This window comes from Mycolicibacterium iranicum, assembly GCF_002101705.1.
GTDB classification, from domain to species: domain Bacteria; phylum Actinomycetota; class Actinomycetes; order Mycobacteriales; family Mycobacteriaceae; genus Mycobacterium; species Mycobacterium iranicum.
Map to the genome: position 1 here is coordinate 1 of NZ_LQPC01000030.1, position 21,376 is coordinate 21,376.

The 21,376-nt window shown below is 65.5% G+C and carries 20 protein-coding genes; 7 read left to right on the forward strand and 13 right to left on the reverse strand.

The window, feature by feature from the left end; all coding sequences use genetic code 11:
- Positions 1–157: 157 nt before the first annotated feature.
- Together AWC12_RS13565 and AWC12_RS13570 are read right to left on the reverse strand one after the other, a co-directional pair.
- The gene (locus AWC12_RS13565; protein WP_085174948.1) at positions 158–1,369 is read right to left on the reverse strand and encodes a dihydrolipoamide acetyltransferase family protein; all 1,212 of its coding nucleotides are present in this window, start codon (positions 1,367–1,369) and stop codon (positions 158–160) included.
- The gene (locus tag AWC12_RS13570; protein ID WP_085174950.1) at positions 1,369–3,555 is read right to left on the reverse strand and encodes an alpha-ketoacid dehydrogenase subunit alpha/beta; all 2,187 of its coding nucleotides are present in this window, start codon (positions 3,553–3,555) and stop codon (positions 1,369–1,371) included. Before AWC12_RS13570 ends, AWC12_RS13565 begins: the two co-directional genes overlap by 1 nt.
- A 153-nt stretch (positions 3,556–3,708) precedes the next feature.
- On the opposite strand from AWC12_RS13570, the gene AWC12_RS13575 reads away from it, so the two are divergent.
- The 3 genes from AWC12_RS13575 to AWC12_RS13585 are packed head-to-tail and all read left to right on the forward strand — an operon-like array spanning position 3,709 to position 6,304.
- The gene (locus AWC12_RS13575) at positions 3,709–4,233 is read left to right on the forward strand and encodes a VOC family protein (RefSeq protein ID WP_024448659.1); all 525 of its coding nucleotides are present in this window, start codon (positions 3,709–3,711) and stop codon (positions 4,231–4,233) included.
- An 8-nt stretch (positions 4,234–4,241) separates the two neighbouring features.
- The gene (locus tag AWC12_RS13580) at positions 4,242–4,901 is read left to right on the forward strand and encodes a GntR family transcriptional regulator (protein ID WP_024448660.1); all 660 of its coding nucleotides are present in this window, start codon (positions 4,242–4,244) and stop codon (positions 4,899–4,901) included.
- 26 nt (positions 4,902–4,927) lie between these two features.
- Complete coding sequence (locus AWC12_RS13585; RefSeq protein WP_085174954.1) at positions 4,928–6,304, forward strand: NADP-dependent succinic semialdehyde dehydrogenase; 1,377 nt, start codon at positions 4,928–4,930, stop codon at positions 6,302–6,304.
- Between the two features lie 84 nt (positions 6,305–6,388).
- Here the strand turns inward: AWC12_RS13585 and AWC12_RS13590 are convergent, their stop codons facing one another.
- The 6 genes from AWC12_RS13590 to AWC12_RS13615 are packed head-to-tail and all read right to left on the reverse strand — an operon-like array spanning position 6,389 to position 13,386.
- A complete protein-coding gene (locus AWC12_RS13590; protein WP_085174956.1) occupies positions 6,389–7,627 on the reverse strand; it encodes a M24 family metallopeptidase in 1,239 nt (412 codons plus the stop codon).
- The gene (locus AWC12_RS13595; protein WP_024448663.1) at positions 7,624–8,565 is read right to left on the reverse strand and encodes an NAD(P)-dependent oxidoreductase; all 942 of its coding nucleotides are present in this window, start codon (positions 8,563–8,565) and stop codon (positions 7,624–7,626) included. The genes AWC12_RS13590 and AWC12_RS13595 overlap by 4 nt, the downstream gene beginning before the upstream one ends.
- Before the next feature lie 27 nt (positions 8,566–8,592).
- Positions 8,593–9,399 carry an ABC transporter ATP-binding protein gene (locus AWC12_RS13600; protein WP_085174958.1) on the reverse strand — a complete coding sequence of 269 codons (807 nt, stop codon included), beginning with the start codon at positions 9,397–9,399 and terminating at the stop codon, positions 8,593–8,595.
- Positions 9,396–11,252 carry a branched-chain amino acid ABC transporter ATP-binding protein/permease gene (locus AWC12_RS13605; RefSeq protein WP_085174960.1) on the reverse strand — a complete coding sequence of 619 codons (1,857 nt, stop codon included), beginning with the start codon at positions 11,250–11,252 and terminating at the stop codon, positions 9,396–9,398. The genes AWC12_RS13600 and AWC12_RS13605 overlap by 4 nt, the downstream gene beginning before the upstream one ends.
- Positions 11,249–12,130, reverse strand: coding sequence for a branched-chain amino acid ABC transporter permease (locus AWC12_RS13610; protein WP_024448666.1), 882 nt, complete (start codon positions 12,128–12,130; stop codon positions 11,249–11,251). The genes AWC12_RS13605 and AWC12_RS13610 overlap by 4 nt, the downstream gene beginning before the upstream one ends.
- A gap of 44 nt (positions 12,131–12,174) precedes the next feature.
- Complete coding sequence (locus AWC12_RS13615) at positions 12,175–13,386, reverse strand: amino acid ABC transporter substrate-binding protein (RefSeq protein ID WP_085175406.1); 1,212 nt, start codon at positions 13,384–13,386, stop codon at positions 12,175–12,177.
- Positions 13,387–13,698: 312 nt separating this feature from the next.
- Here AWC12_RS13615 and AWC12_RS13620 point away from each other — a divergent pair, with 312 nt between their 5' ends.
- Positions 13,699–14,826: an MFS transporter gene (locus AWC12_RS13620; RefSeq protein WP_085174962.1), complete on the forward strand. Its 1,128-nt coding sequence runs from the start codon at positions 13,699–13,701 to the stop codon at positions 14,824–14,826.
- A 3-nt stretch (positions 14,827–14,829) separates the two neighbouring features.
- On the opposite strand, the gene AWC12_RS13625 is transcribed toward AWC12_RS13620, so the two are convergent.
- The gene (locus AWC12_RS13625; protein WP_133057336.1) at positions 14,830–15,723 is read right to left on the reverse strand and encodes a substrate-binding domain-containing protein; all 894 of its coding nucleotides are present in this window, start codon (positions 15,721–15,723) and stop codon (positions 14,830–14,832) included.
- A gap of 87 nt (positions 15,724–15,810) precedes the next feature.
- Here AWC12_RS13625 and AWC12_RS13630 point away from each other — a divergent pair, with 87 nt between their 5' ends.
- Positions 15,811–16,986, forward strand: a complete 1,176-nt coding sequence (locus tag AWC12_RS13630; RefSeq protein ID WP_085174966.1) for a pyridoxal phosphate-dependent aminotransferase — start codon at positions 15,811–15,813, stop codon at positions 16,984–16,986.
- A 110-nt stretch (positions 16,987–17,096) separates the two neighbouring features.
- Here AWC12_RS13630 and AWC12_RS13635 read toward each other — a convergent pair whose 3' ends face one another.
- Genes AWC12_RS13635 through AWC12_RS13645 form a run of 3 tightly spaced genes read right to left on the reverse strand, consistent with a single transcriptional unit; the run spans position 17,097 to position 19,110 of the window.
- Entirely contained in the window at positions 17,097–17,537 is a 441-nt protein-coding gene (locus AWC12_RS13635) for an SRPBCC family protein (protein ID WP_024448671.1), read from the reverse strand.
- A 59-nt stretch (positions 17,538–17,596) separates the two neighbouring features.
- Positions 17,597–18,673, reverse strand: coding sequence for a CaiB/BaiF CoA transferase family protein (locus tag AWC12_RS13640; RefSeq protein ID WP_085174968.1), 1,077 nt, complete (start codon positions 18,671–18,673; stop codon positions 17,597–17,599).
- Positions 18,670–19,110 (reverse strand): SRPBCC family protein, encoded by a 441-nt coding sequence (locus tag AWC12_RS13645; RefSeq protein ID WP_085175408.1) that lies wholly within the window; start codon positions 19,108–19,110, stop codon positions 18,670–18,672. The genes AWC12_RS13640 and AWC12_RS13645 overlap by 4 nt, the downstream gene beginning before the upstream one ends.
- 71 nt (positions 19,111–19,181) lie before the next feature.
- On the opposite strand from AWC12_RS13645, the gene AWC12_RS13650 reads away from it, so the two are divergent.
- Positions 19,182–19,532: a UBP-type zinc finger domain-containing protein gene (locus tag AWC12_RS13650; protein ID WP_085174970.1), complete on the forward strand. Its 351-nt coding sequence runs from the start codon at positions 19,182–19,184 to the stop codon at positions 19,530–19,532.
- 33 nt (positions 19,533–19,565) lie between these two features.
- On the forward strand, positions 19,566–19,718 hold the full coding sequence (locus AWC12_RS31095) for a hypothetical protein (protein WP_165762808.1): 153 nt from the start codon (positions 19,566–19,568) through the stop codon (positions 19,716–19,718).
- A gap of 50 nt (positions 19,719–19,768) precedes the next feature.
- On the opposite strand, the gene AWC12_RS13655 is transcribed toward AWC12_RS31095, so the two are convergent.
- Positions 19,769–21,331, reverse strand: coding sequence for a phytoene desaturase family protein (locus AWC12_RS13655; protein WP_085174972.1), 1,563 nt, complete (start codon positions 21,329–21,331; stop codon positions 19,769–19,771).
- Positions 21,332–21,376: the final 45 nt, after the last annotated feature.

Sequence of the window (21,376 nt, forward strand, 5' to 3'; positions counted from 1 at the left end):
GCCGCGATGGCCGCATCGAGCTCAGCATCAGCCATCCCGGCACACGACACCGAATCCGGCAGCCCTTCGAACATACAAGCGACTCTACCGACCCCCACCGACAAAACCGGCACCAAAAAGACGGCGGCTCAGGGGAAATACTTGCCGACCTCTCGCCCTAGATCAGGATGGTGAGCGGGTTCTCGATCCTGCGTACGAACGCCGCCATCCACTGGGCGGCCACCGCGCCGTCGATGACACGGTGATCGGCCGACAACGTCACCGTCATCACCGTGCCGACGGCCAACTCACCGTCCACCACAACAGGTTTCTGCACGGCCGCGCCGACGGCCAGGATGCCCGAATGCGGCGGGTTGAGGATCGCCGAGAACTCGGTGACCCCGTACATGCCCAGATTCGAGACCGAAAAGCTGCCGCCCTCCAGTTCGGGCTGCTTGATCTTGCCTGCGCGGGCCCGCGACGCAAGGTCACCAACCTGGGCCGAGATCGCCGAGATCGGCAATCGGTCCACGCCGCGCAGCACCGGGGTGAGCAGTCCGCCGTCCACCGCGACGGCGACCGCGATGTCGACACCGGTGAACCGCCGAATAGAGTCGCCGTTCCATACAGCATTGGCATCGGGCACCTCCACGAGTGATCCGGCAATGGCTTTTACAACAAAGTCGTTCAACGAAACCTTGGTGGTGTTGGTGTCGTTGACCGCCCGGCGCAAGTCCAGCAGCGCATCCACCCGGCAGTCCGCCGTGACATAGAAGTGCGGCACGGTGGTCTTGCTCTCCGTGAGTCGGCGCGCGATCGCCTTCCGCATCGCCGTCAGCGGAACATCGATGAAATCGCCCTCAATCGAGCCCTTTTCCTCGACGGGCGGGGCAGCAACCGGCACCGTAGCGGACGGGAGCCGGTCCAGGTCGCGGCGTACGATGCGGCCGCCCGGTCCCGTGCCGGTGACGGATGCGAGGTCGATGCCTTTCTCGCGGGCGATCTTTCGTACCAGCGGGGTCGCGAACAGTCGGCGGCCGTTCGAGGAGGGCGGGGCCTGCACCGACACCTCGGCCCTCTCGGCCACCTTCTCAATTACGGGCGCGCCCGACTCAGGATCACGTACGTCCGCGTCGACCTCGTCGGTCTCCCCCGGTGCGGTGACCACCGCGATGGGGTCGCCGACCGTGATCGGCGTACCGGGGTCGGCAAGCAACCGCGTCAGCACGCCCTCGACTTCGGCCGCATACTCGACAACCGCTTTGTCCGTCTCGATTTCGGCAATCGGATCTCCGACGGAGATCTGCTGACCCACCGACACCAACCAGGTCTGGATCGTCGCCTCGGTGGCGTTGGCGAGAACTTCCGGCATCCGCACCACGGTGGCCATCAGAGCTCACCCATCGCGACGCGCATCTTCTCCAGTCTGGCAACGATTTCCTCGGTGCCGGCGATGGCGGCCCGCTCGAGAACCCTTGAGATGCTCGGCGATGCCTCCTCACCGGAGACTCGCTCGACAGGTTGGTCCAGCCAGTCGAAGAGTCGGCGCTGGATCTCGTCGGCGAGCCAACCGCCATAGGAAGTGCCCCGCGCACCCTGCTCGACGATCAGCACCGCGTTCGTCTTGCGCACACTGGCTTCGATGGTGTCCCAGTCGAGCGACGCCCGGTCCAGCCACCGCAAATCGATGAGTTCGGCGTCCATGCCGGTCTGCTCGATCGCCTCCGCACAGCGGGCCACCATCGACAGATAGCTGATGACGGTCACGTCATTGCCGGTGCGGCGGATCGCCGCGCGACCCGGCGGGATGATGTAGTCGAGGTCGCCGTCGGGCACGTGGTCCGCGGTGCCGTAAAGATCGACATGCTCGATGACCAGCACCGGATCCTGCAGTGCCAGAGCGGCGTTCATCAGGCCGACGTAGTCTGCGGCAGTCGACGGGGCGGCGATGCGCCAGCCCGGGCTGGTCGCAAAGATTCCCGCGGGATCCATCAGGTGCTGCGAACCGTAGCCCGATCCCATCGCGACTTTGGTACGTAGGACCAGCGGCACGGGATTGTCGCCGCCAAACATGTGCCGTGCCTTGCCGATCTGGTTGAACACCTGATCGGCGGCCACCCACATGAAATCGGGATACATGAACTCGATCACCGGCCGGAACCGTCCGTCGAGGGCAAGCCCGCCCCCGATTCCCGTGAATGCGTTCTCACTGATCGGGGTGCCGACGAGACGGTTCTCGCCATACTTGGCCAAACCCTTGGTGGCACCGTTGGTTCCGCCGTTGAGGCGATGCACGTCTTCACCGAAGATCACGATGCGTTCGTCGGTTCCCATCCTGCGGTCCATCACCCCGGACACCGCATCGACGAACTTCGTTGCCCGCCAGGGACCCTCGTAGGTGGTCGGCTCAAGGACGTCGAGGGATCGCAGCTCACTTGCATCGCCCCGGACACCGACGTTGACGAATCCGGGGTCGGGCCACAGTTCGGGCCGAATGCGGCGCTTGCCCGGCGAGTCCGGATCGGGCTCGAGGAGCTCGGCCACCGCGGTGGTCATCGAGTCCTGCGCCTGCCTGCGCAACTCGGCCACACCTGCGTCGTCGATCAGGCCCAACTTGATCATCTCGTTGGCTGTCCTGTCCAGCGGATCTCGGCTGCGCCACTGGGCTTCCTCGTCCTTGTGCCGGTACCCGAATGCGCTGCCGGGGTAGGGACCGTTCTGGTGAAAGAACCGGTACACCTCGGCTTCGACTACGGCGGGACCGTCTCCGCGGCGCATCCGCGCGGCCGCCTGGTCAACGGCAAGATGTACGGCCAGTGGATCCATTCCGTCGACGCGCCACCCGGGGATACCGAATCCCTGGCCGCGCACCGAGAGCCTCGGATCGGCACTGATCTCATCGACGCGCGTCGACACCGCGTACAGGTTGTTCTCGATGAAGAAGCAAAACGGCAGCTTCCAGGCTGCCGCCAAGTTCATCGATTCCAGGACCGAACCGATCTGGCTGGACCCGTCGCCGAAGTAGCTGATAGTCAGATCGTCGGTGCCGCTGTGCTTCTGGGCCCACGCGTTGCCGGCCCCCATGGGGACGCCGCCGCCGACGATCGCATTGGTGCCCAGCGCCCCGGCCTCGAACCACTGCAGATGCATGGAGCCGCCGCGGCCGCGGCAGAAGCCCTGCGCCAGGCCGAGAATCTCGGCAAGCGTGCGTTGCAGCACCCGCTGAATCTTCGGGGTCACGGCGGCGGCCGGATCAATGGTGCCACCGCTGACGTGGGTCAGCGCTTTGGCGAGGAACTGATGGTGGCCTCGATGCGAGCCGTTGACCGCATCGGTAGTACGCAGGCCGACGATCGAGCCCACCGCGCCACCCTCTTGGCCGATGCTGGAGTGCGCCGGGCCGTGAACGAGGCCCTCCCCCGCAAGGTCGAGGACGGTTTCCTCGAATGCCCGGATGAGGTGCAACTCGGCAAGCATCGTGCCCAGCAGCGTCGGATCAGCCGCCCTCCAGTCCTCGTCGGTGGTCGACAACTGGATCCATGGCACGCCGGTTTCCAGGCGGGTTTCGGTAGGCATAGCCCTCATCTCCGTCGAACGGACACTCCGGTGGGACCGGTGTGACGCACACCCCACCCTAGCTCGATTGGATCCACTTTGGCCAGATCCTGTTTCGAGTTGTGGATTTTCGGCGTAAGGTGGACCGCAATTGGATCCAGTAAGGATGGTGGAATGCCTCTGCCCGGATTGGTCGGCACCGATCACATCGGCTTCACGGTGCCCGATTTGGAGCAAGCCCATGACTTCTTCGTCAGGGTGCTCGGCTGCACCCACGTCTACACCTTGGGCCCGTACGCCCACGACGACGATTGGATGCAGGAGCATCTCAACGTCCACCCCCGAACGGTCATGCAGGAACTGCGGTTCTATCGGTGCGGCACCGGCGCCAACTTCGAGGTGTTTCAGTACGCCCCGGCTGACGGGCAGGCCCCCCAGCCGCGCAACAGCGATATCGGCGGGCACCATCTGGCGTTCTACGTCCACGACATGGATGCGGCCGTCGAGTACCTGCGCGCCGAGGGGCTGCGCGTGCTCGGCGAACCGACCGCGAGCCGAAACGCCAGCGAGGGCCAACGCTGGGTGTACTTTCTGAGCCCGTGGGGCATGCAGTTCGAGCTGGTCAGCTTTCCCGATGGCAAGGCCTACGAGGCCGACGCCGATGTCCTGCTGTGGAATCCGAACCATCCGGCCGACTGATGCGCCCCATGAACCAACCCCAAATCCGTGACGGAGTCACCGGCGCCCGCGTCGCCGATGAACTGCGCGCTGCGATCCTGCACGGTGTGTATCCGCCGGGAACCCGGCTGCGGCAGGAGGAGTTGGCCAGTCAGTACGGCGCCAGCCGCGTCCCGGTACGAGAAGCGTTGCGAATACTCGAATCCGACGGGTTGGTCACCACGGTGGCCAACGCGGGAGCATGGATCGCGCGGCTGAGTCTCGACGAATGCGTCGAGCTGTACCAAGTGCGCGAGCGGATCGAACCGCTGCTGCTGCGCTACAGCATGCCGCAGCTGGCCGAGCACCAGATCGACCGCATGGCCGAACTGGCCGAGAAGATGCGGCGATCCCACAACGTCGAACAGTTTCTGGAGGACGACCGCGAATTCCACCTGCTGAGCTATGCCGGCGCGGACACCACCTTCCTCGGCCCGACGGTGGAGCGGCTGTGGAACACCACCCAGCACTACCGTCGCGCCTTCACGAGACTGCTCGACGGCGACAGCCACCGCATCCTGCACGATGAGCACCACATGCTGGTGGCCGCGATCCGCGAACGGGATTCCGACGAGGCCGAGCGCGTGCTGCTCGGCCACATCCGGCGAACCCGGCGCCAGCTCGCCCGTCACCCAGAAGTTTTCGAGTAACCACCCCACAACGAACAGGACTTCCCATGGCGATCGCAACCATCAACCCCGCGACCGGCGAGACTGTCGACACCTTCGAGGCGCACGACAGCGCCGAAGTCGAGCGACGGGTGGCGCAGGCCTTCGAGGCCGCGCAAACCCTTCACGGCACCACCTACGCTCAGCGCGCCGAGTGGATGCACGCGACGGCCGACATCCTGGAAGCCGACGTCGACCGGGCTGCCGAGATGATCACCCTCGAGATGGGCAAGCCGATCGCCCAGTCGCGCGCCGAGGTGCTGAAGTGCGCCAAGAACATGCGCTTCTACGCCGACAACGCCGAATCCTTCCTTGCTGCCGAAGAACTCGCGGATCCGTCCGCGGTGTCCGCCTCCGCCGCAGGCACGGTGTGGCAGCCACTCGGCGTGGTGCTCGCGGTGATGCCGTGGAACTATCCCCTCTGGCAGGTAATCCGCTTCGCCGCCCCCGCCCTGATGGCCGGCAACACGGGGCTGCTCAAGCACGCCTCGAACGTGCCGCAATCCGCCCTCTACCTCGACGAGCTCTTCGAGAAGGGCGGCTTTCCCGCCGGCTCGTTCCGCACGCTGCTCATCGGTTCCCGCGAGGTCGCCGCCGTGATCGAGGACCGCCGCGTCAAGGCCGTCACGCTCACCGGCTCGGAGCCCGCGGGCCGCTCGGTGGCATCGACAGCAGGCCAGTCGATCAAGAAGGCCGTGCTCGAACTCGGCGGTTCAGATCCGTTCATCGTGATGCCCAGCGCCGACCTGGAACAGGCCGCCACCGTCGCGGTGAAGGCCCGCATCTCGAACAACGGTCAATCATGCATTGCCGGAAAGCGTTTCATCGTCCACACCGACATCTACGATGAGTTCACGCGCGTGTTCGTGGCGAAGATGAACGCGCTGAAGGTCGGCGACCCGATGGATGAGGCCACCGACGTCGGCCCACTGGCGACCGAGTCCGGGCGCGAAGAGCTCGCCGAACTGGTGGACGACGCCGTCGTCAAGGGCGCCGAGGTGCTCGCCGGTGGTAGCGCACCCGATCGACCGGGCTTCTACTACACCCCGACCGTGCTGGCCGGGCTCACCGACGACATGCGCATCGTGCTCGAAGAGGCGTTCGGTCCCGTCGCGTCGCTGTACCGGGTGTCCGACCGCGAGGAAGCTGCCCGGGTGGCCAACCAGACGACGTTCGGGCTGAGCTCTGCGGTGTGGAGTAATGATGCCACCGAACAGGATTGGTTCGTCGCTAACCTCGATGCAGGTGCGGTGTTCCTCAACGGGATGACGGTCTCTTACCCCGAGCTGCCATTCGGCGGCATCAAGGATTCCGGCTACGGGCGGGAGCTCGCCGCCGCGGGCATCCGCGAGTTCTGCAACCTCAAGACGGTCTGGAAGGCCTGACCCGAACGCGAAAGTGCGGTTTGATACGCGCCTTCGGGGCGTGCTGCGTATCAAACCGCACTCGCGGCGGGAAAGGGGTCCCGCCTAGTACTCATTGGCGACGAAGAGTTCCTGGGCCGGGAACTTCGTCAGGATCACCGGACCGTTGTCGGTGACCACCACCTCTTCCTCGATACGAGCCGCGGAGAAGCCGTCGGAGGCAGGCGCGTAGGTTTCCATCGCGAACACCATGCCCGCCTTGATCTCCAACGGGTTCTCCAGCGAGTTCAGCCGCGAGATGATCGGACGCTCGTGCAGCCCGAGCCCGAGCCCGTGGGCGAACTGCAGTCCGAACGCCGCCATCTCGTTCTCGAAACCGAAATCCTCTGCTTTGGGCAGTAATCGGGCGATCTGATCGGAGCCGACACCGGGGCGGATGGCGTTGATCGCGCGGTCCATCCACTCCCTGGCCGTCTTGTAGGCATCCCGCTGGCTCTGCGTCGCGCTGCCCACCCCGAACGTGCGGTAGTAGCAGGTGCGATAGCCGTTGAACGAGTGGATGATGTCGAAGAACGCTTGATCGCCGGGACGGATGATCCGATCGGTGAAGTTGTGCGGGTGCGGATTGCACCGCTCCCCCGAGATCGCATTGACAGCCTCCACCTGATCGGAGCCGAGCTCGTAGAGCCGCTTGTTGGCCAGCGCGACGATCTCGTTCTCGCGCACACCGGGTTTGAGCGCGTCGACGATGTCCTGATAGACACCGTCGACCATCGCGGCCGCCTGGTTGAGGAGCATGATCTCGTCGTTCGACTTGATGACGCGCGCATCGAGCATGCTCTGCTGGGCGTCGACCACCGTGAGGCCCTGTCTCTGCATCTCGAACAGGAACGGCGGCTCCACGATGTCCATGCCCACCGGGGCGTCCGCCAACCCCGCGTCGGTGAGAATGCCCTTGATCTCGGTGACGGCGTCGCGCATCAGGCCGGCATCGGGTGCTACGGCCCCACGGAAGCCGAGGAAGCCCGGCCGCCAGTTCTCCTCTGGCAGCCACGGGGAGTACAGCTTGTGGTGACGCACCGCGGACCCGAAATCCCACAGGATGGGGTCGCCATCGCGAGTGAGCAGACAATAGCGGATCATCTTGTCGCCCAACGCACCACCGATCCAGGTCTGGGTGGTGTAGCGGATGTTGTAGAAGTCGAACAGCAGAAACGCCCCGCATCCGCTGGCTTCCAGGGCCGCCTTGGCCCGGCCGATGCGGTAGTCCCGCAACCTGGCGAAGTCCACCCGCTCCTCGTAGTCGACACCCATGTGGCCGGGTGCACCGAGGGGACGGGTCATGAATGCACCGGGGTCAGGCCGTCGTCGACGGGGACGTTCTCCGGCGTCAACTCGATGCCGGCGCCCTTGGCGACTTGCAGCAGCAGCGTGGCAAAGTCCTCGTCGATACCCAGGCCGGCACCGGCCGCCTGCGCGACGATCTGACGCGTCGCCGAGGCGATCGGCATTGGCGACTTCAGGGCATTGGCGGCTTCCAGACCGAGGTCGAAATCCTTCTGCAGCAACTCCATCGTGAAGGTCGGCGTGAAATCCAGGTTCACGAACGCCGGCGACTTGTACTGGGTGAACGTCGATCCCATCACCGAATCGTTGAGGAAGGCCAGGAAGTCGGCGCGGCTGACCCCGCCCTTCTCCACCAGTACGGTGATCTCTGCCATGCACTGCGTGACCACGCCCAGCATCAGATTGTGCGCGATCTTCACTAGCCGCGCCACCTCTCCCTCGCCGACGTAGGTGACACTACGGCCGAATACTTCGAGAACCGGTTCGATCGACTCGAAGACCTCACGCGGGCCCGACACCGCGACGGTGAGTTTGCCTGCTGCAATCACTTTCGGGTTACCGCTCACCGGCGTTGCCAGGAAATCGCAGCCCCGGGCGTTCGCCGCCTCACGGATGCGAGCGCTGGACTCGGCCGACACCGTCGACGAGTCGGCAATGATCCGCGGAGACTTCTCGCCGGTCAACAGACCGCCGTCACCGAGCATCACCTGCTCGAGGTCCTTTGACGACGACACCATTGCGAAAACCAGGTCACGGTCGGCGAGGTCGACGGGTCGGCCCACGACTTTGGCGCCCTTCTCGGCCAGGTGCGCAGCCTTGGCCGCGGTCCGGTTGTAGACCGTGACGTCGTAACCGGCGTCCAACAGCCGGGTGACGAGCTGGGCACCCATTCGGCCTGCGCCGATCCAGCCAATCTTCAAAGTTGAGGCAGACATTCCCTTGATTTCCTATTCTTTTTGGTTCTAGCGGGCTTGGGGTTGCGCGGCCGGGTCGTCGGACGCCGGATTGTCGGACACGGGGTTGTCGGACACCGTGTCGTCGGATGCTGTCGGCGCATGCACCGCGCCACCGAAGTACAGGTCGGCGATCTCAGGGTTCGCCAGGACGGACTGGGCCGGGCCGGTGAGCAGCACTCGACCGCTTTCCATGACGATGCCCGACGACGCCATCCGCAGACCGAAGCGGACGTTCTGTTCGACCATAAGCACCGCCTTACCGCGGGCCCGCATGATGGAGACTGCCTCGTCTATCACGGTGAGCGACTTGGGATCCAGGCCCAGCGACGGCTCGTCAAGCAGCACCAGCTTGGGGTCGAGCATCAGCGATCGGGCGAACTCCACCATCCGCCGCTGACCGCCGGACAGGTTGCCGCACCGGATGCCGGTCTTGTCCCGCACCAACGGGAACATGCCGAGCACTTCGTCGTAGCGCTGCCGCACCAGGGACCGCTGTTTACGAATGACGTAAGCACCCATCAGGATGTTCTCCTTGACGGTGAGCGTCGGGAACAACCCGTTGCTCTGCGGCACCTGCGTCACCCCGTGGCCGAGCACCTGGTGCGGAGCCATGCCGGTGATGTCGTTGCCGTCCAGAAGGATTCGGCCCGCGCTGGGTTTGAGGATGCCGCTGACGGCCCGCAGCACGGTGGACTTTCCCGCGCCGTTGGGACCGACAATGCAGCCCAGCTCTCCTGCGCCGACCTCCAGGTCGACACCCTGTAAGACGTTGCCGCCACCGTAACCGGCGACCACCCCTTCGAGTTTGATCATGCCGGGTTCCTCTCCGCGGTCACCTTCGACGGCGCCTCGAGCAGGTAGTCGTCACCAAGGTAGGCGTCGAGCACCAGCGGATTCTTCTGGATCTGCTCGGGGCTGCCTTCCGCGATCACCGCGCCGCGCGCGAGAACTCTGATCGGGTCGCACAATCCGACCACGAATGGCATGTTGTGCTCGACCAGTAGGAACGTCTTGCCACCGGCGTTGAGCTCCCTGATGAGGTCGCCCATCCGCTCGATCAGCGTCGGGTTGATACCCCCCGCGGGCTCGTCGAGCAGGATCAGCTTCGGGTCGAGCATCAACACTTGCGCGAGTTCGACGAGCTTCTGCTGACCGTAGGACAGTGCACCGGCGCGGGCGTCGCGGTAGGCGGCCATGCCGACGAAATCGAGGAGTTCCTCGGCGCGCGCAGCCTCCGAACCGCTGACCGCGCCGAGCCCGAGTTGACTGACCGAGAAGCTCCGCAACGGCGCGACGACGTTCTCCAGCACCGTCATCTCGCGGAACAGCCGGGTGATCTGGAATGTTCGGCCCAAACCGTGGTGCGCCCTCGACCACGGCGATATACGCTCCAGATGCTCGCCGCCCAGCAGGATCTCACCCTTGTCCGGTGTCATCGTGCCCGAGATCAGGTTGAACACCGTCGTCTTGCCGGAGCCGTTGGGCCCGATCAGCGCGGTGATGGATCCCTCCGGCACCGTGAAGCTGCAGTCGTTGACCGCGTGGTTTCCGCCGAAACTCTTGTGCAGGCCGCGGACCTCCAGCAGGGCCTTGCCGGTCTGCTGCGGTTTGCGGATCTCGGCCCGCACCATTGGCCGGTCCAGAGGGTTGAGGCGTGCGCCTGAAAGTCCGACCGTGCCTTTCGTTCTGGCCTTCTCGATCAGTGCTGCCGCCGTCGGCAGGATGCCCTTGGGCAGCAGGATCACCAGCAGTACCAGCAAGCCACCGAACAGGACCAGCCGGGCGTTGCCGCCACCGAAGGCCTGGTTGGCGTAGATGTTGACCGGCTGAATGATGAACGCGCCCAGCACCGGTCCGAACAGCGTGCCGCGGCCGCCCAGGATCACCGCGAGCACGATCAACGCGCTGGTGATGATGGAGAACATGCCGATCGGGTCGACGAAGGACAGGTAGTAGCCGTACACCGAACCGGCCATCCCGACGAACAGCGCGCTGGCGCCGAAGGCGAGCAGCTTGTAGACCGGCGCGTTGACGCCGATCGTTCCGGCCTTGCCCTCGTCCTCCCGGATCGCGATCAGACCCATGCCGAACTTCGTGCGCCGGATCCACCACGTCATCAGAAGGGACAGTCCCAGGAGCGCCACGAGCGCCAGATGGAACGGCCAATTGCCCCATGACTCCGGCCAATCCGGCAGCGGCAGCGTCAACCCGGAGGTGCCGTTGGTCACCGACACCCACTCGATCGCGACGAACTGGATCAGGAACAGGAACGCCACGGTGATGATGACGAACGCCGGCCCCCTGGACCGATAGGTCACCAGGCCGAGGAGCATTGCGATCACGGCCGCGACCACGCCGGCCACCGGCACCCACAGCAGCGGCTGGGTATCGGGGAATCTGGTCGCCAGGATCGCGCCGACGTAGGCGCCGATGCCGATGAACGCGCCCTGGCTCAGCGACAGGTAACCGGTGAAGCCGGTGATGATGTTCAGGCCGCTGGCACCGATCGCCAGCACCAGCGACAGGATCACGACGTTCTGCGCCGACATGCTCGGAGACAGCGGGAACAGCAGGATCACCGCCGCGGCAACTACGAGCACGCCGCGGGTCGCCCACGTGTGCAGGCTCGGGTCGAGCAGGCGGGTTCTCAATGAAGTGTCGCTCATGCGACGGCGTCCTCTCGCAGACGTGTGCCGAGAATGCCCTGCGGGCGCGTGATCAGCACGATGATGATGACCAGGAACGGCACCGCCACGGGCCATTCCGCGCCCAGGTAGGCGGTGGCTGCCATCTCACCCACGCCGATCACCAGCGCGCCGAGTACCGCACCGGGCAAGCTGCCCAGCCCGCCCAGCACGACGATCGCCAGAAGCCTTGCGATCCACTGGTAATGGGTACCGGGCAGGAACGGATAGATGGTGGACAGCATCGCGCCACCCGCGCCGAGCGTGGCGACGCCGATCGCGAAGGTGAGCGCGGCGATGGTCGTCACGCTCACCCCCACGAGCAGCGCGCCACTCTCGTTCGAGGACGCAGCCCGAATGGCCCGACCCGCCCAGGTGCGATTCAGCAGCAGATACAGCCCGCCCATCACCAGGATGGCGATCACCGCCGAGATCGCCATCGCCTGCGGGACATACAGCGGCCCGAGGGAAATGGAAGCGTCGGTGTAGGAGGTGACCACGGTGGTCGACGTATTGCCCCAGATGAAGCCCATGACCCCTTCGAGCATCAGCGCGATACCGAACGTCGCGAGCACTGTCATCGTGACGTGCGCTCCCCGGACGTGACGGATCACCAGAAGGTAAACCAGCCAACCGAATCCGAACATCACCGCCATGACGATCGGAATGGACAACAGCGGGTCGAGCCCGAGGCTGCGCCACAGCGTGAAGGTGAGGAACGCCGCGAGCACGGCGAACGCACCGTGGGCGAGGTTGATCACCCGCATGACCCCGAAGATCAGGGTCAGGCCGGACGCCATCAGTGCGTAGAGCGCGCCGACCAGCAATCCGAGGATGAGAGTTTGGACAACGGAGGTCATGGGAGGCAACTCCTAGTGATGTCGGCCGTCAGCAATCCGAACGACTAGAGTGCGCCGCCGCGCCAGCGCACGATGACGTCGGAGGTGGCGACGTCTTTGGGGAGCACGACCTGGGACACGCCGTCCTGCCACTGGCCGACGAGGAAGTCACCCTTGGGGCTGCCGTCGGAGTTCCAGCTCAGCGTGCCGAGCAGAGTCTCAACGCTGTTGCTGCGCAACCAGTCTGCAAGTGCGGCCTGGTCGTCGATGGAGCCGACCGCGTTGACGGCGGCGGACAGCACCTGACCCGCGGCGAATCCGTCGGCGGCGTCCTCCGGCGGGCTCTGGCCGAATTTTTCGGTGAAGCGCCTCACGAACTCGGCGTTGTCGGGGGTGTCAGACAGCGGGCTGTAGCTCGACGAGAACAGCACGCCCTCGGCGTTGTCGGGACCCACAGCATCGAGGTACTGCTGACCGTAGGTTGGGGAGCTGCTCTGGTAGAGGAAGGCCGGCTGGTAATTCGCGCGGTTCATCGACCTGATCATGTTGACGCCGTCCTCGAACTGTGCGCCCTGGACCACCAATTCGGCTCCGGCGTCACGCATGGCGTTGACCACGGAGTCGAAATTCTTTGTCGTGGCCGGGTACTGGTCTTTGTAGACGGTCCGGACGCCCGCAGCCGAGAGGATCTTTTCGGCACCTTCGACCACGGGGCCGGCGAACGGATCGTCGAGCGTCGGGTAGGCGGCGGTCTTCGGCCGCTGCTCCGGCGGCAAGTTCGCGATCCATTCCGCGAACACCTTCGCCTGGTTGGTCGCGATCGCCTGCTGCGAGAAGAAGATGTAGGAGAAGCCGCGGTTGAACATGTCCGGCGAGCCACACGACGGGCACACGAACAGCATGCGGTTCTTTTCGGCGATCGCCGAGGCCGGGATGTTCAGCAGCGACGATTGGCTGCCCAGCAGCAGGTTGACTCTGTCCTGGGAGATCAGATTGTTGTAGTTGCTGACCGCAGTCTCCTGCTGGGTCGCATCGTCTTTGACGATGATCTCGACGTTCTTGCCGAGCAGGCCGCCCTTTTCGTTGGTCATCTCGACCCAAACTTCGTAGCCACGTTGGGTGTCGAGCCCGCCCTGACTGAACTCTCCGGTCAGTGGCAGTGACGCACCGATCGTGATGGTGTCGCTCTCACCGCCACCATCGGCGGTGCAGCCCGTCGCGGCGAGCGCTACCGCGGCGGTCGCCGCGATCGCGCGGAACATAGTGGTAAAGCGCATGTCCAACCTCTCTGTCAGACCGATTGCACCCTTCTCGACCTTCCCAGATGTTACCCAGGTCATATGCAATCGATTGCAGTGAACTATTTCACAGCCCCCAAGGGGTGTCAACACCCTTCGGCTTGCCGGTCGCACTGCGAGAGGTGGGCCGATCCCTCGCATCGCACCGCGGCCGCAGGCCGGCCATTCCCCTCCACCTCGGAACCTGCCTATAGTGAGCCGCAATCGATTGCACCCCCTCTTGTCGTATGGAGCCCGCATGCCACCGGCTGACATCGAAGCCATCAGGCGTTCCGTGCGTGGGTCAGCCGGATGATCCTGATCCTGGCTGCGTTCGTGTCGATGGTCGACCGATCGGTGATGCCGCCCTTGGTCCCGGTCATCGCCGATGACATGGGAGTTCCGGTCGACGCGGTCGGTCAGTCGCTGACCGTGTACGCCGTGTCCTACGCAGCCTTCCAACTCTTCTGGAGTGCATTGGCGGCGCGCTATGGCCGGGTCCGCGTTCTCGTCGTCTCTACCGGCCTCGGCGGGCTGGCCAATTTGGCCACCGCCTTCGTGCAGGATCCGGCGAGCTACAGCGTTGTACGGGCGCTCGCTGCCGGTGCATTCGCAGCGACCATCACGACGGTGCTGATCTACTACGGCGACACCCTGACCCTCAAACAACGCGCCGTGGCGACGGCGAACTTGGCGGCTGCGATCTCGCTCGGCCTGGCGGCGGGCACGATCGGCGCCGGCGCGATCGCGCAGTGGTTTGGCTGGCGATGGACCTTCGTCGCCGTCGCCATGCTCGCGTTCACGCTCATGCTGGGACTGCCGCGGCTGAGAGAAGCGACGGGCAACACCGCGGAACGGCTGGGGTCCGCGGTGCGACGGCTCGCGGTAAACCGTTGGGCAGTAGCCATATTGATCTTCACCGTCGTCGAGGGAGCATTGCTGATCGGTGTATTCAACTATCTCGCGGTGGCCTTGCAGGAGACGGGCGCGACGGTCCTGGTCGCGGGTGCCGCGACCGCCGCGTTCGGCGCCGCGGTCGTCATCGCCAGCCAATTGATGAAGTTGATCCTCGGACGCTGGCCTGCGTGGGTCCTCATGGTGCTGGCCGGCGTCTCGATCATCGGCGCCTATGTAGCGGTGGCACTGGATATCTCGCTGATCACCGTTCTCACTGCGGCCATCCTGCTGGGGGTGGCATGGGCTCTCGGGCACACCACAATGCAGACTTGGATGACCGACGCGGCGGCTGACACTCGCGCTATCGGCATGTCGTTCTTCTCGATCTCGTTGTTCGTCGGCGCCTCTATCGGGGCAGCAGCGGGAAACGTCGCGGCTGGCGCGCACCGCTTCGATGTGTTGTTCGCACTCACGCTCGCCGTCTCGGTGGCCTATGCGCTGGCGACGAGCGCCGCTCGGGCCAGGTACGCCGTCCGGGAATAAACCTCAGCCGGTCAGGACCTCTTCGCGCACGAGTTCGTCGAACCGAGCATTCAGGTCATCGAGTTGCGGTGCGGGCAGGAAGCGGCGCCGCAATGCGACCAGAGTTTCCAGCGACGCCACATCGACGGCTACGCCGATCAGTCCACGGAACGGGTCACGCAGAACTGCCACGTGCTCGGCGGCACTGTCCGGGCTCAGGCGCAGCAGCCGGCTTGCGGAATCCGCTGCGACATCGTCGAGTTCGCCGACGCTGATCCGTCCGGCCACCTCGGCCAGCACGCGCTGGAGCCGCTCGATCTCGCCGGCGCCAGGCGCGTCCCGAACCCGCGCCAGCACGGTGCCGAGGTACGGACCGAGCAGGGTGACATCGGCGAGCAGAGCGCACCCCCCGGCGCGGGCCGTCAGCTCGTTGCCCGCGTTGAGCACCGTGACGTCGCATTCGCCCGCTCGGAGCGAGGCAGCGCGCTTCGGCGTCGATCCGAGGGCGACGATCTCGAAGTCATCGCGCGACGATCCGATCTCCTCCAGCAGGGCATAACAGACGAACGCGAAACCCGAGTTTGGAACATCGACGGCCAGCCGCCCACCCGACGGCGTCCCGTCGAGTCCCGGGCGCGCCGCCAGGCTCAGCCCGAGCCCTCGATCCAGGCCCGCGACGATCTCGACATCGAGCAGCTCGCCGAGGGGATTCGCGGGTAGGAAGCGATACGCCAGCACGTTGTCCGGGCTGGTGAAAACCGCGTCGAATTCACCGGCCCGCAGCGAGGTGAACTGGGCGGGTGAGGACGGCACCGGCACGTCACGGACGTCCAGGCCTGCCGCTGCCAGCGCCCCGGTCCTGCGGGCCACGTCGAGCAGGACAGAGGGACTGAACACTCCGAGCGTTATCTGACCCATGTTCTGCAATCGATTGTAGGGAACCTGAACAGCAGCATACCCACCACGAATACCTGATTGCGAGCACGACCAATAGGCTCGACTGCCATGACGGTTCGCGGGCTGCAGCCCTACGCAGTGACGATCTTCGCCGAGATGTCAGCGCTGGCCGCGCGTATCGGTGCGGTCAATCTCGGACAGGGATTCCCCGACGAGGACGGCCCGCCTGCGATGCTCAAGGCCGCCGAAAATGCGATCGCCGAAGGCATCAACCAGTACCCGCCCGGTCTGGGCGTCGCGGCACTTCGACAGGCGATCGCCGATCAGCGCAAGCGGCGGTACGGCACCGAGTACGACCCCGACACCGAGGTGCTCGTCACCGTGGGCGCCACCGAGGCCATCGCCTCCTCGGTGCTCGGCCTCGTCGAACCCGGCTCCGAAATACTGCTCATTGAACCGTTCTACGACTCCTACTCCCCCGTCATCGCAATGGCCGGATGTCATCGGCGCGCTATTCCCCTGCGGCAGGACGGTCGAGGATTCGCCATCGACATCGCGGCCCTGCGCGCCGCCGTCACTCCCAAAACCAAAGCGCTGATAGTGAATTCGCCGCACAACCCGACCGGGATGGTCGCCTCCGATGACGAGCTTCGCGGCCTTGCCGAACTCGCCGTGTCGGCCGACCTCCTGGTGATCACCGACGAGGTCTACGAACACCTGGTATTCGACGGCAGGCAACACCGGCCGCTGGCCAACTATCCCGGGATGGCTGAGCGCACCATCACGATCTCCAGCGCGGGAAAGATGTTCAACGCGACAGGCTGGAAGATCGGCTGGGCCTGCGGGTCAAGCGATCTCATCGCCGGCGTGCGTGCCGCCAAGCAGTATCTGACCTACGTCGCCGGCGGCCCGTTCCAGCCCGCGGTGGCACATGCGCTGGCCACCGAGGACGCCTGGGTCGACGCACTGTGCGCCTCGTTCCAGGCCCGTCGCGACAGGCTCGGTTCGGCGCTGTCCGACATCGGCTTCGATGTGTTCGACAGCTTCGGCACGTACTTCCTGTGCGTGGACCCCCGCCCGCTGGGCTATGACGACAGCACATCGTTCTGCGCGCAGTTACCCGAAAAGGTCGGTGTCGCAGCAATTCCGATGTCCGCATTCTGCGACCCGACCGCCCCGCACGCTGACGAGTGGAAACACCTGGTGCGCTTCGCATTCTGCAAGCGCGACGAAACCTTGGACGAGGCGATCCGCAGGTTGCAGGCTCTAAAGCGCCCCGGCTAATTCCCACAGCGCTTCATCGGGCTTGCTGCGGTCCAGCGGACTCAGCACCACGTCGGTGACACCCGCATCGCGATACCGCGCGAGAGTACGGGAGCACCGGATCTGCCGACCTAGCGCGCGGCTGCCAGGACTCGTCGGCGCAGATCTTCCAATGCCACGTCGAGCACCATCTTCTTGGCCCGCCGCACCAGAAAGCTCGGATACGGCGCGGCGAGATCGAGGATCAGATCGAAGCGCACCCGTGTTCGCTGCTCGCCGACGGGGGTCAGGTTGTACTCGCCGTGCTGACAGCGCTGCCGAGACGTCTGCTCGGCGTCCCACACCACCCAGTCGTCACCCCAGTGATACTCCAGCATCTCCTTGTCGGACAGACCCATGATCTTGACGACCGTCCTGACGTGGTGCGGCCTGCCGTCGGGGTGACGATCCACCACCTGGGCCTGTTTGTGCAGGGATGACCACGAGGCCACCGCCTCGATGTCCGCCAGGGCGTCCATGATCGCCTCCGGCGGGGCTTCGATCTCCACTTCGCTGGAAGCTCGCACCGCCATGAGAGCAAATCGTAGTCACGCAATAGGCCGTGCGCAGAGGATTCTGCAGCTAACCTCGACTACCAACCGATCTGCTCGATCGGCGATGTCTGCTGCGGTGGCCGACCCACCGGACCCGGTGAGGTCCGCGAGAACCGCGGTGCGGGAGCGGCCTGATCGACGCCGTGCGCAGTCACCATCGTCCCGCGCGCACGGAGATGCTCGCTGGCCGCCGCCTCGCTCCACGTCAGGACGGGTGTGACGCAGGCATCGGTGCCTGCAAAGACCTCCGCCCATTCGTCGCGCGTCCTGGTTGCGAATCGTTCGGCGAACAGCTGATGCATCGCGGGATATGACGACCGATCGAGTTGCTGAGGCAGCTCGTCGCCGTCGAGTTCGAGCCCTCTGAGCAGTTGCGCATAGAACTGATGCTCGATCGCACCGACGGCCACGTACCTGCCGTCGGCCGTCTCGTAGGTGCGGTAGAACGGGGCACCGCCGTCGAGCAGGAACGACTCGCGCTCGTCACGCAACGCACCGGTCGCCTTCATCGTCCATGCCATCTGCGACAGCATGCTGACCCCGTCGACCATCGCGGCATCGATCACCTGCCCCTTGCCGGAGCGCTCGCGCTCGTAGAGCGCGGCAACGATGCCGACCAGCGCGAGCATCGAGCCGCCGCCGAAATCAGCGACCAGGTTCAGCGGCGCGACAGGCGGCCGGTCCCGGTACCCGATGGCCGACAGCACGCCCGTCTGCGACAGGTAGTTGATGTCGTGACCTGCCGACATCGCCAGCGGACCGTGCTGGCCCCATCCGGTGATGCGCGCGAAAACCAGCCGAGAGTTCACGGTTTCGCAGTCCTGCGGACCGATGCCGAGCCGCTCGCAAGCGCCGGGCCGGAAGCCGTCGATCAGCACGTCGGCCTTCGCGATCAGGTCGAGCAGCTTCCCACGTTCGGACTTGAGATCGAGATCGACGACACGCTTGCCGCGGTGCAGCAGATCGACGTTCTCGGCAGGCATCTGGAGCCCGCCGGGGCGCCGCACTCGCACCACATCGGCGCCGAGGTCGGCAAGCATCATCGCCGCATGCGGTCCGGGCCCGATGCCACCGAGCTCGACGACCCGGATCCCCGCGAGCGGGCCTGCGCTCATTCCTTCAGTACCTTGTGCACCTGCTTTTTCAGGCCCTCGGTCGCCGTCTCGACGCCGCCCTTCATCGTGCGCTTGAGGATGAAGCCGGGAAGCGGCACTGACAGGTCGATCGAAATGTCGAACCGCACGCGCGTCTTGGTGCCCTCCGGCGTCAGCGTGTACCCGGCGTCCTGCGCCTTCAACTGGCTGGCCGAGACCAGCGTCCACGTGACTTCGTTGTCGCCCCAGGTGTATTCGATCACCTGCTCGTCGGTCAGACCCGCAGCCTTGACCGTCATCTTCACCTGCTTGGGCCTGCCGTTGTCGAAACGCTCGAGCACCTCGGCCTTCTGGTACTGCGGCGACCAGTCCGGCGTCGATTCGACGTCGGCGATGACGTCGAGGATCTGCTCGGGGGTGGCGTCGATTACGACCTCACGGGAATCCTTGGTTGCCATGGCGAGACCATAGACCACCGCGGTCGGCGTTCGGATCGAGATCACGGGACTTCACCCGTAGGCTCGCATGCGTGAGCACTGTTGATCCGACGGTTCCTCCCAGCGGTACGGGCTGCGTCGAGTGCGACGCCGACGGGGGCTGGTGGGTGCACCTGCGACGGTGCGCGGCGTGCGGGCACATCGGCTGCTGCGACGACTCCCCCGCCAAGCACGCGTCAGCGCACTGGCGTTCCAGCGGGCATCCGATCATCCGGTCGTTCGAGCCCGGCGAGGATTGGTTCTGGAATTACGACACCAACTCCTATTACGACGGCCCCGAGCTGGCCCCGCCCGAGAGCAGGCCCGCCGGCGAAACCGTGCCGGGGCCCCGCGGCCGGGTGCCCGCCGACTGGATGGCTCAACTGCAGGCCGGCCGCGGCTGAATGAACCCGCCGGTGGCGGGGTAGTACAGCGCGGTGACGAAAGACAAGCCAGAAACCACAGAGACCGACACCGCACCCGCGAACACCGACGATGACGTGGTCACCGATCCGTCCAAGGGCGACGACGACGGCAACGACTGGTCCGACGAGGGCGGCGCCACTCCGAGCGGCCCCGCCACCGAGTGAATCCGGCGCGCGAAACGACGCTCGGCGTCGTCGAGCGCGCCCGATTCGCGTCAGCCCCGGTCGGCCAGCGCCTGCTGGGCCGCGTTGTAGCCCGGGATGAACGTGATGCCGGGGCCGCCGTGACAGCCGGCACTCGCCAGGTAGAGGCCGTCGATCGGAAGCGGTTGGTCCACATAGCCTTTCGGCCCGGGACGGTTGCGGCCCATCTGCTCGGGATGGATGAGACCGTGGCAGTAGTCGCCCCCCGGCGCCCCGAACATGGTGCCCATGTGCTTGGGCGTGAACGTGGTGTGGCGCAGGATCAAGCTCTCGAAGTCTGGTGCGAGCCTGGTGATCTTGTCGATGACCCGCTGCCCCATCTCGGCCTTCAGTTCGCCGTAGCCGGCGCGCTGCTCGGAGAGCGGGAACCACAGGGAGAACGCCGACACGGCATGCTTGCCGGGCGGCGCCAGGTTCGGATCGTTGGCCGACGGGATCTGCAGCGCGATGGCCGGGTCAGCGGGCACCACGCCGCGGTGCGAATCCTCCCACTGCTGCTGAAGTTCTTCCGGCGTAGTGAAAATGCCTATGGCCGACTGGTATTCGGGATCGTTGAGCACCTCGTAGGGTGCCGCGAAGGTGGGCGGACCGTCCAGCGCGAAGTGCATCTGTAGATAACTGCCCCGATGGTCGATGTGGGCGAACCGCTCCCGCAGTTCGGCAGGCACGGCGCCACCGTCGATCAGTTTGTTGACCGTGAGGTCGGGCGCGAGATTGGACACCACTATCGGCGCGGTCAGGGTCGACCCGTCCTCCAGTCGCACCCCGGTCACGTGTCCGTCGTCGACGAGGATCTCGTCGACCTTGTTGCGCAGGCGCAACTCTCCGCCCGCCGCGGTGAACATCTGCAACAGGTGTTCGGTGACCGCACCCATGCCGCCGACGAACTTCTTGATCAGCGTCGCGTTCTCATCCGGTACGGCGAGCCCGAACGCCAGTGCCGCAGCACTGCCGGGCGTGCACGGCCCGCGGTACGTGGTGTTCACGGCGAGGAAGGCGAGCATGCCGCGCAGCGCACCATGTTTCTCGCGGTCGGGAAGGTAGCGGTCGAGCACGTCGGTGACGGATCCGAACAGCATGTCGCTGATCGCCTGGCGCTCGAATTCGTTGGTGGCACAGGCAAACATCTCGTCCAACGTCTTCGGGGCCTGCGCCGCATCGAAGCGTCCCAGCGCCCTCGTCGGCGCCTGACGCCACGCCATCAACCCCGCCATGCCGTTGACCGCCTCGGCGCCGTGCACCTCGTTGAGGTGGTTCAGCAGCTTCATCGGGTCGGTGTAGTAGATCACCGGATCGTCCCCGATGCCGCGTAACTGCACCGACATCACGTCGAGGTCGACGGTCGGCAGGTCTCCCAGCCCGAGCGCATCGCTGACGATCGCCGAGGTGGGCACCTGCACCGAGCCGGCGATCTCGAACCGGAAGCCGTCGAAGAGTTCGACGGTCGAGGCCATCCCGCCGGGGTAGAGCTTGAAATCAAGGCACAGGGTGCGTAACCCCGCCTGCTGCATGAGTGCCGCTGCGGTGAGCCCGTTGTGGCCCGCACCGACGACGATCGCGTCGAAGTCCGTCATGGGCTGAGGCTGGCACGCAGGTGATGTTTTGTCAATAATGACAAA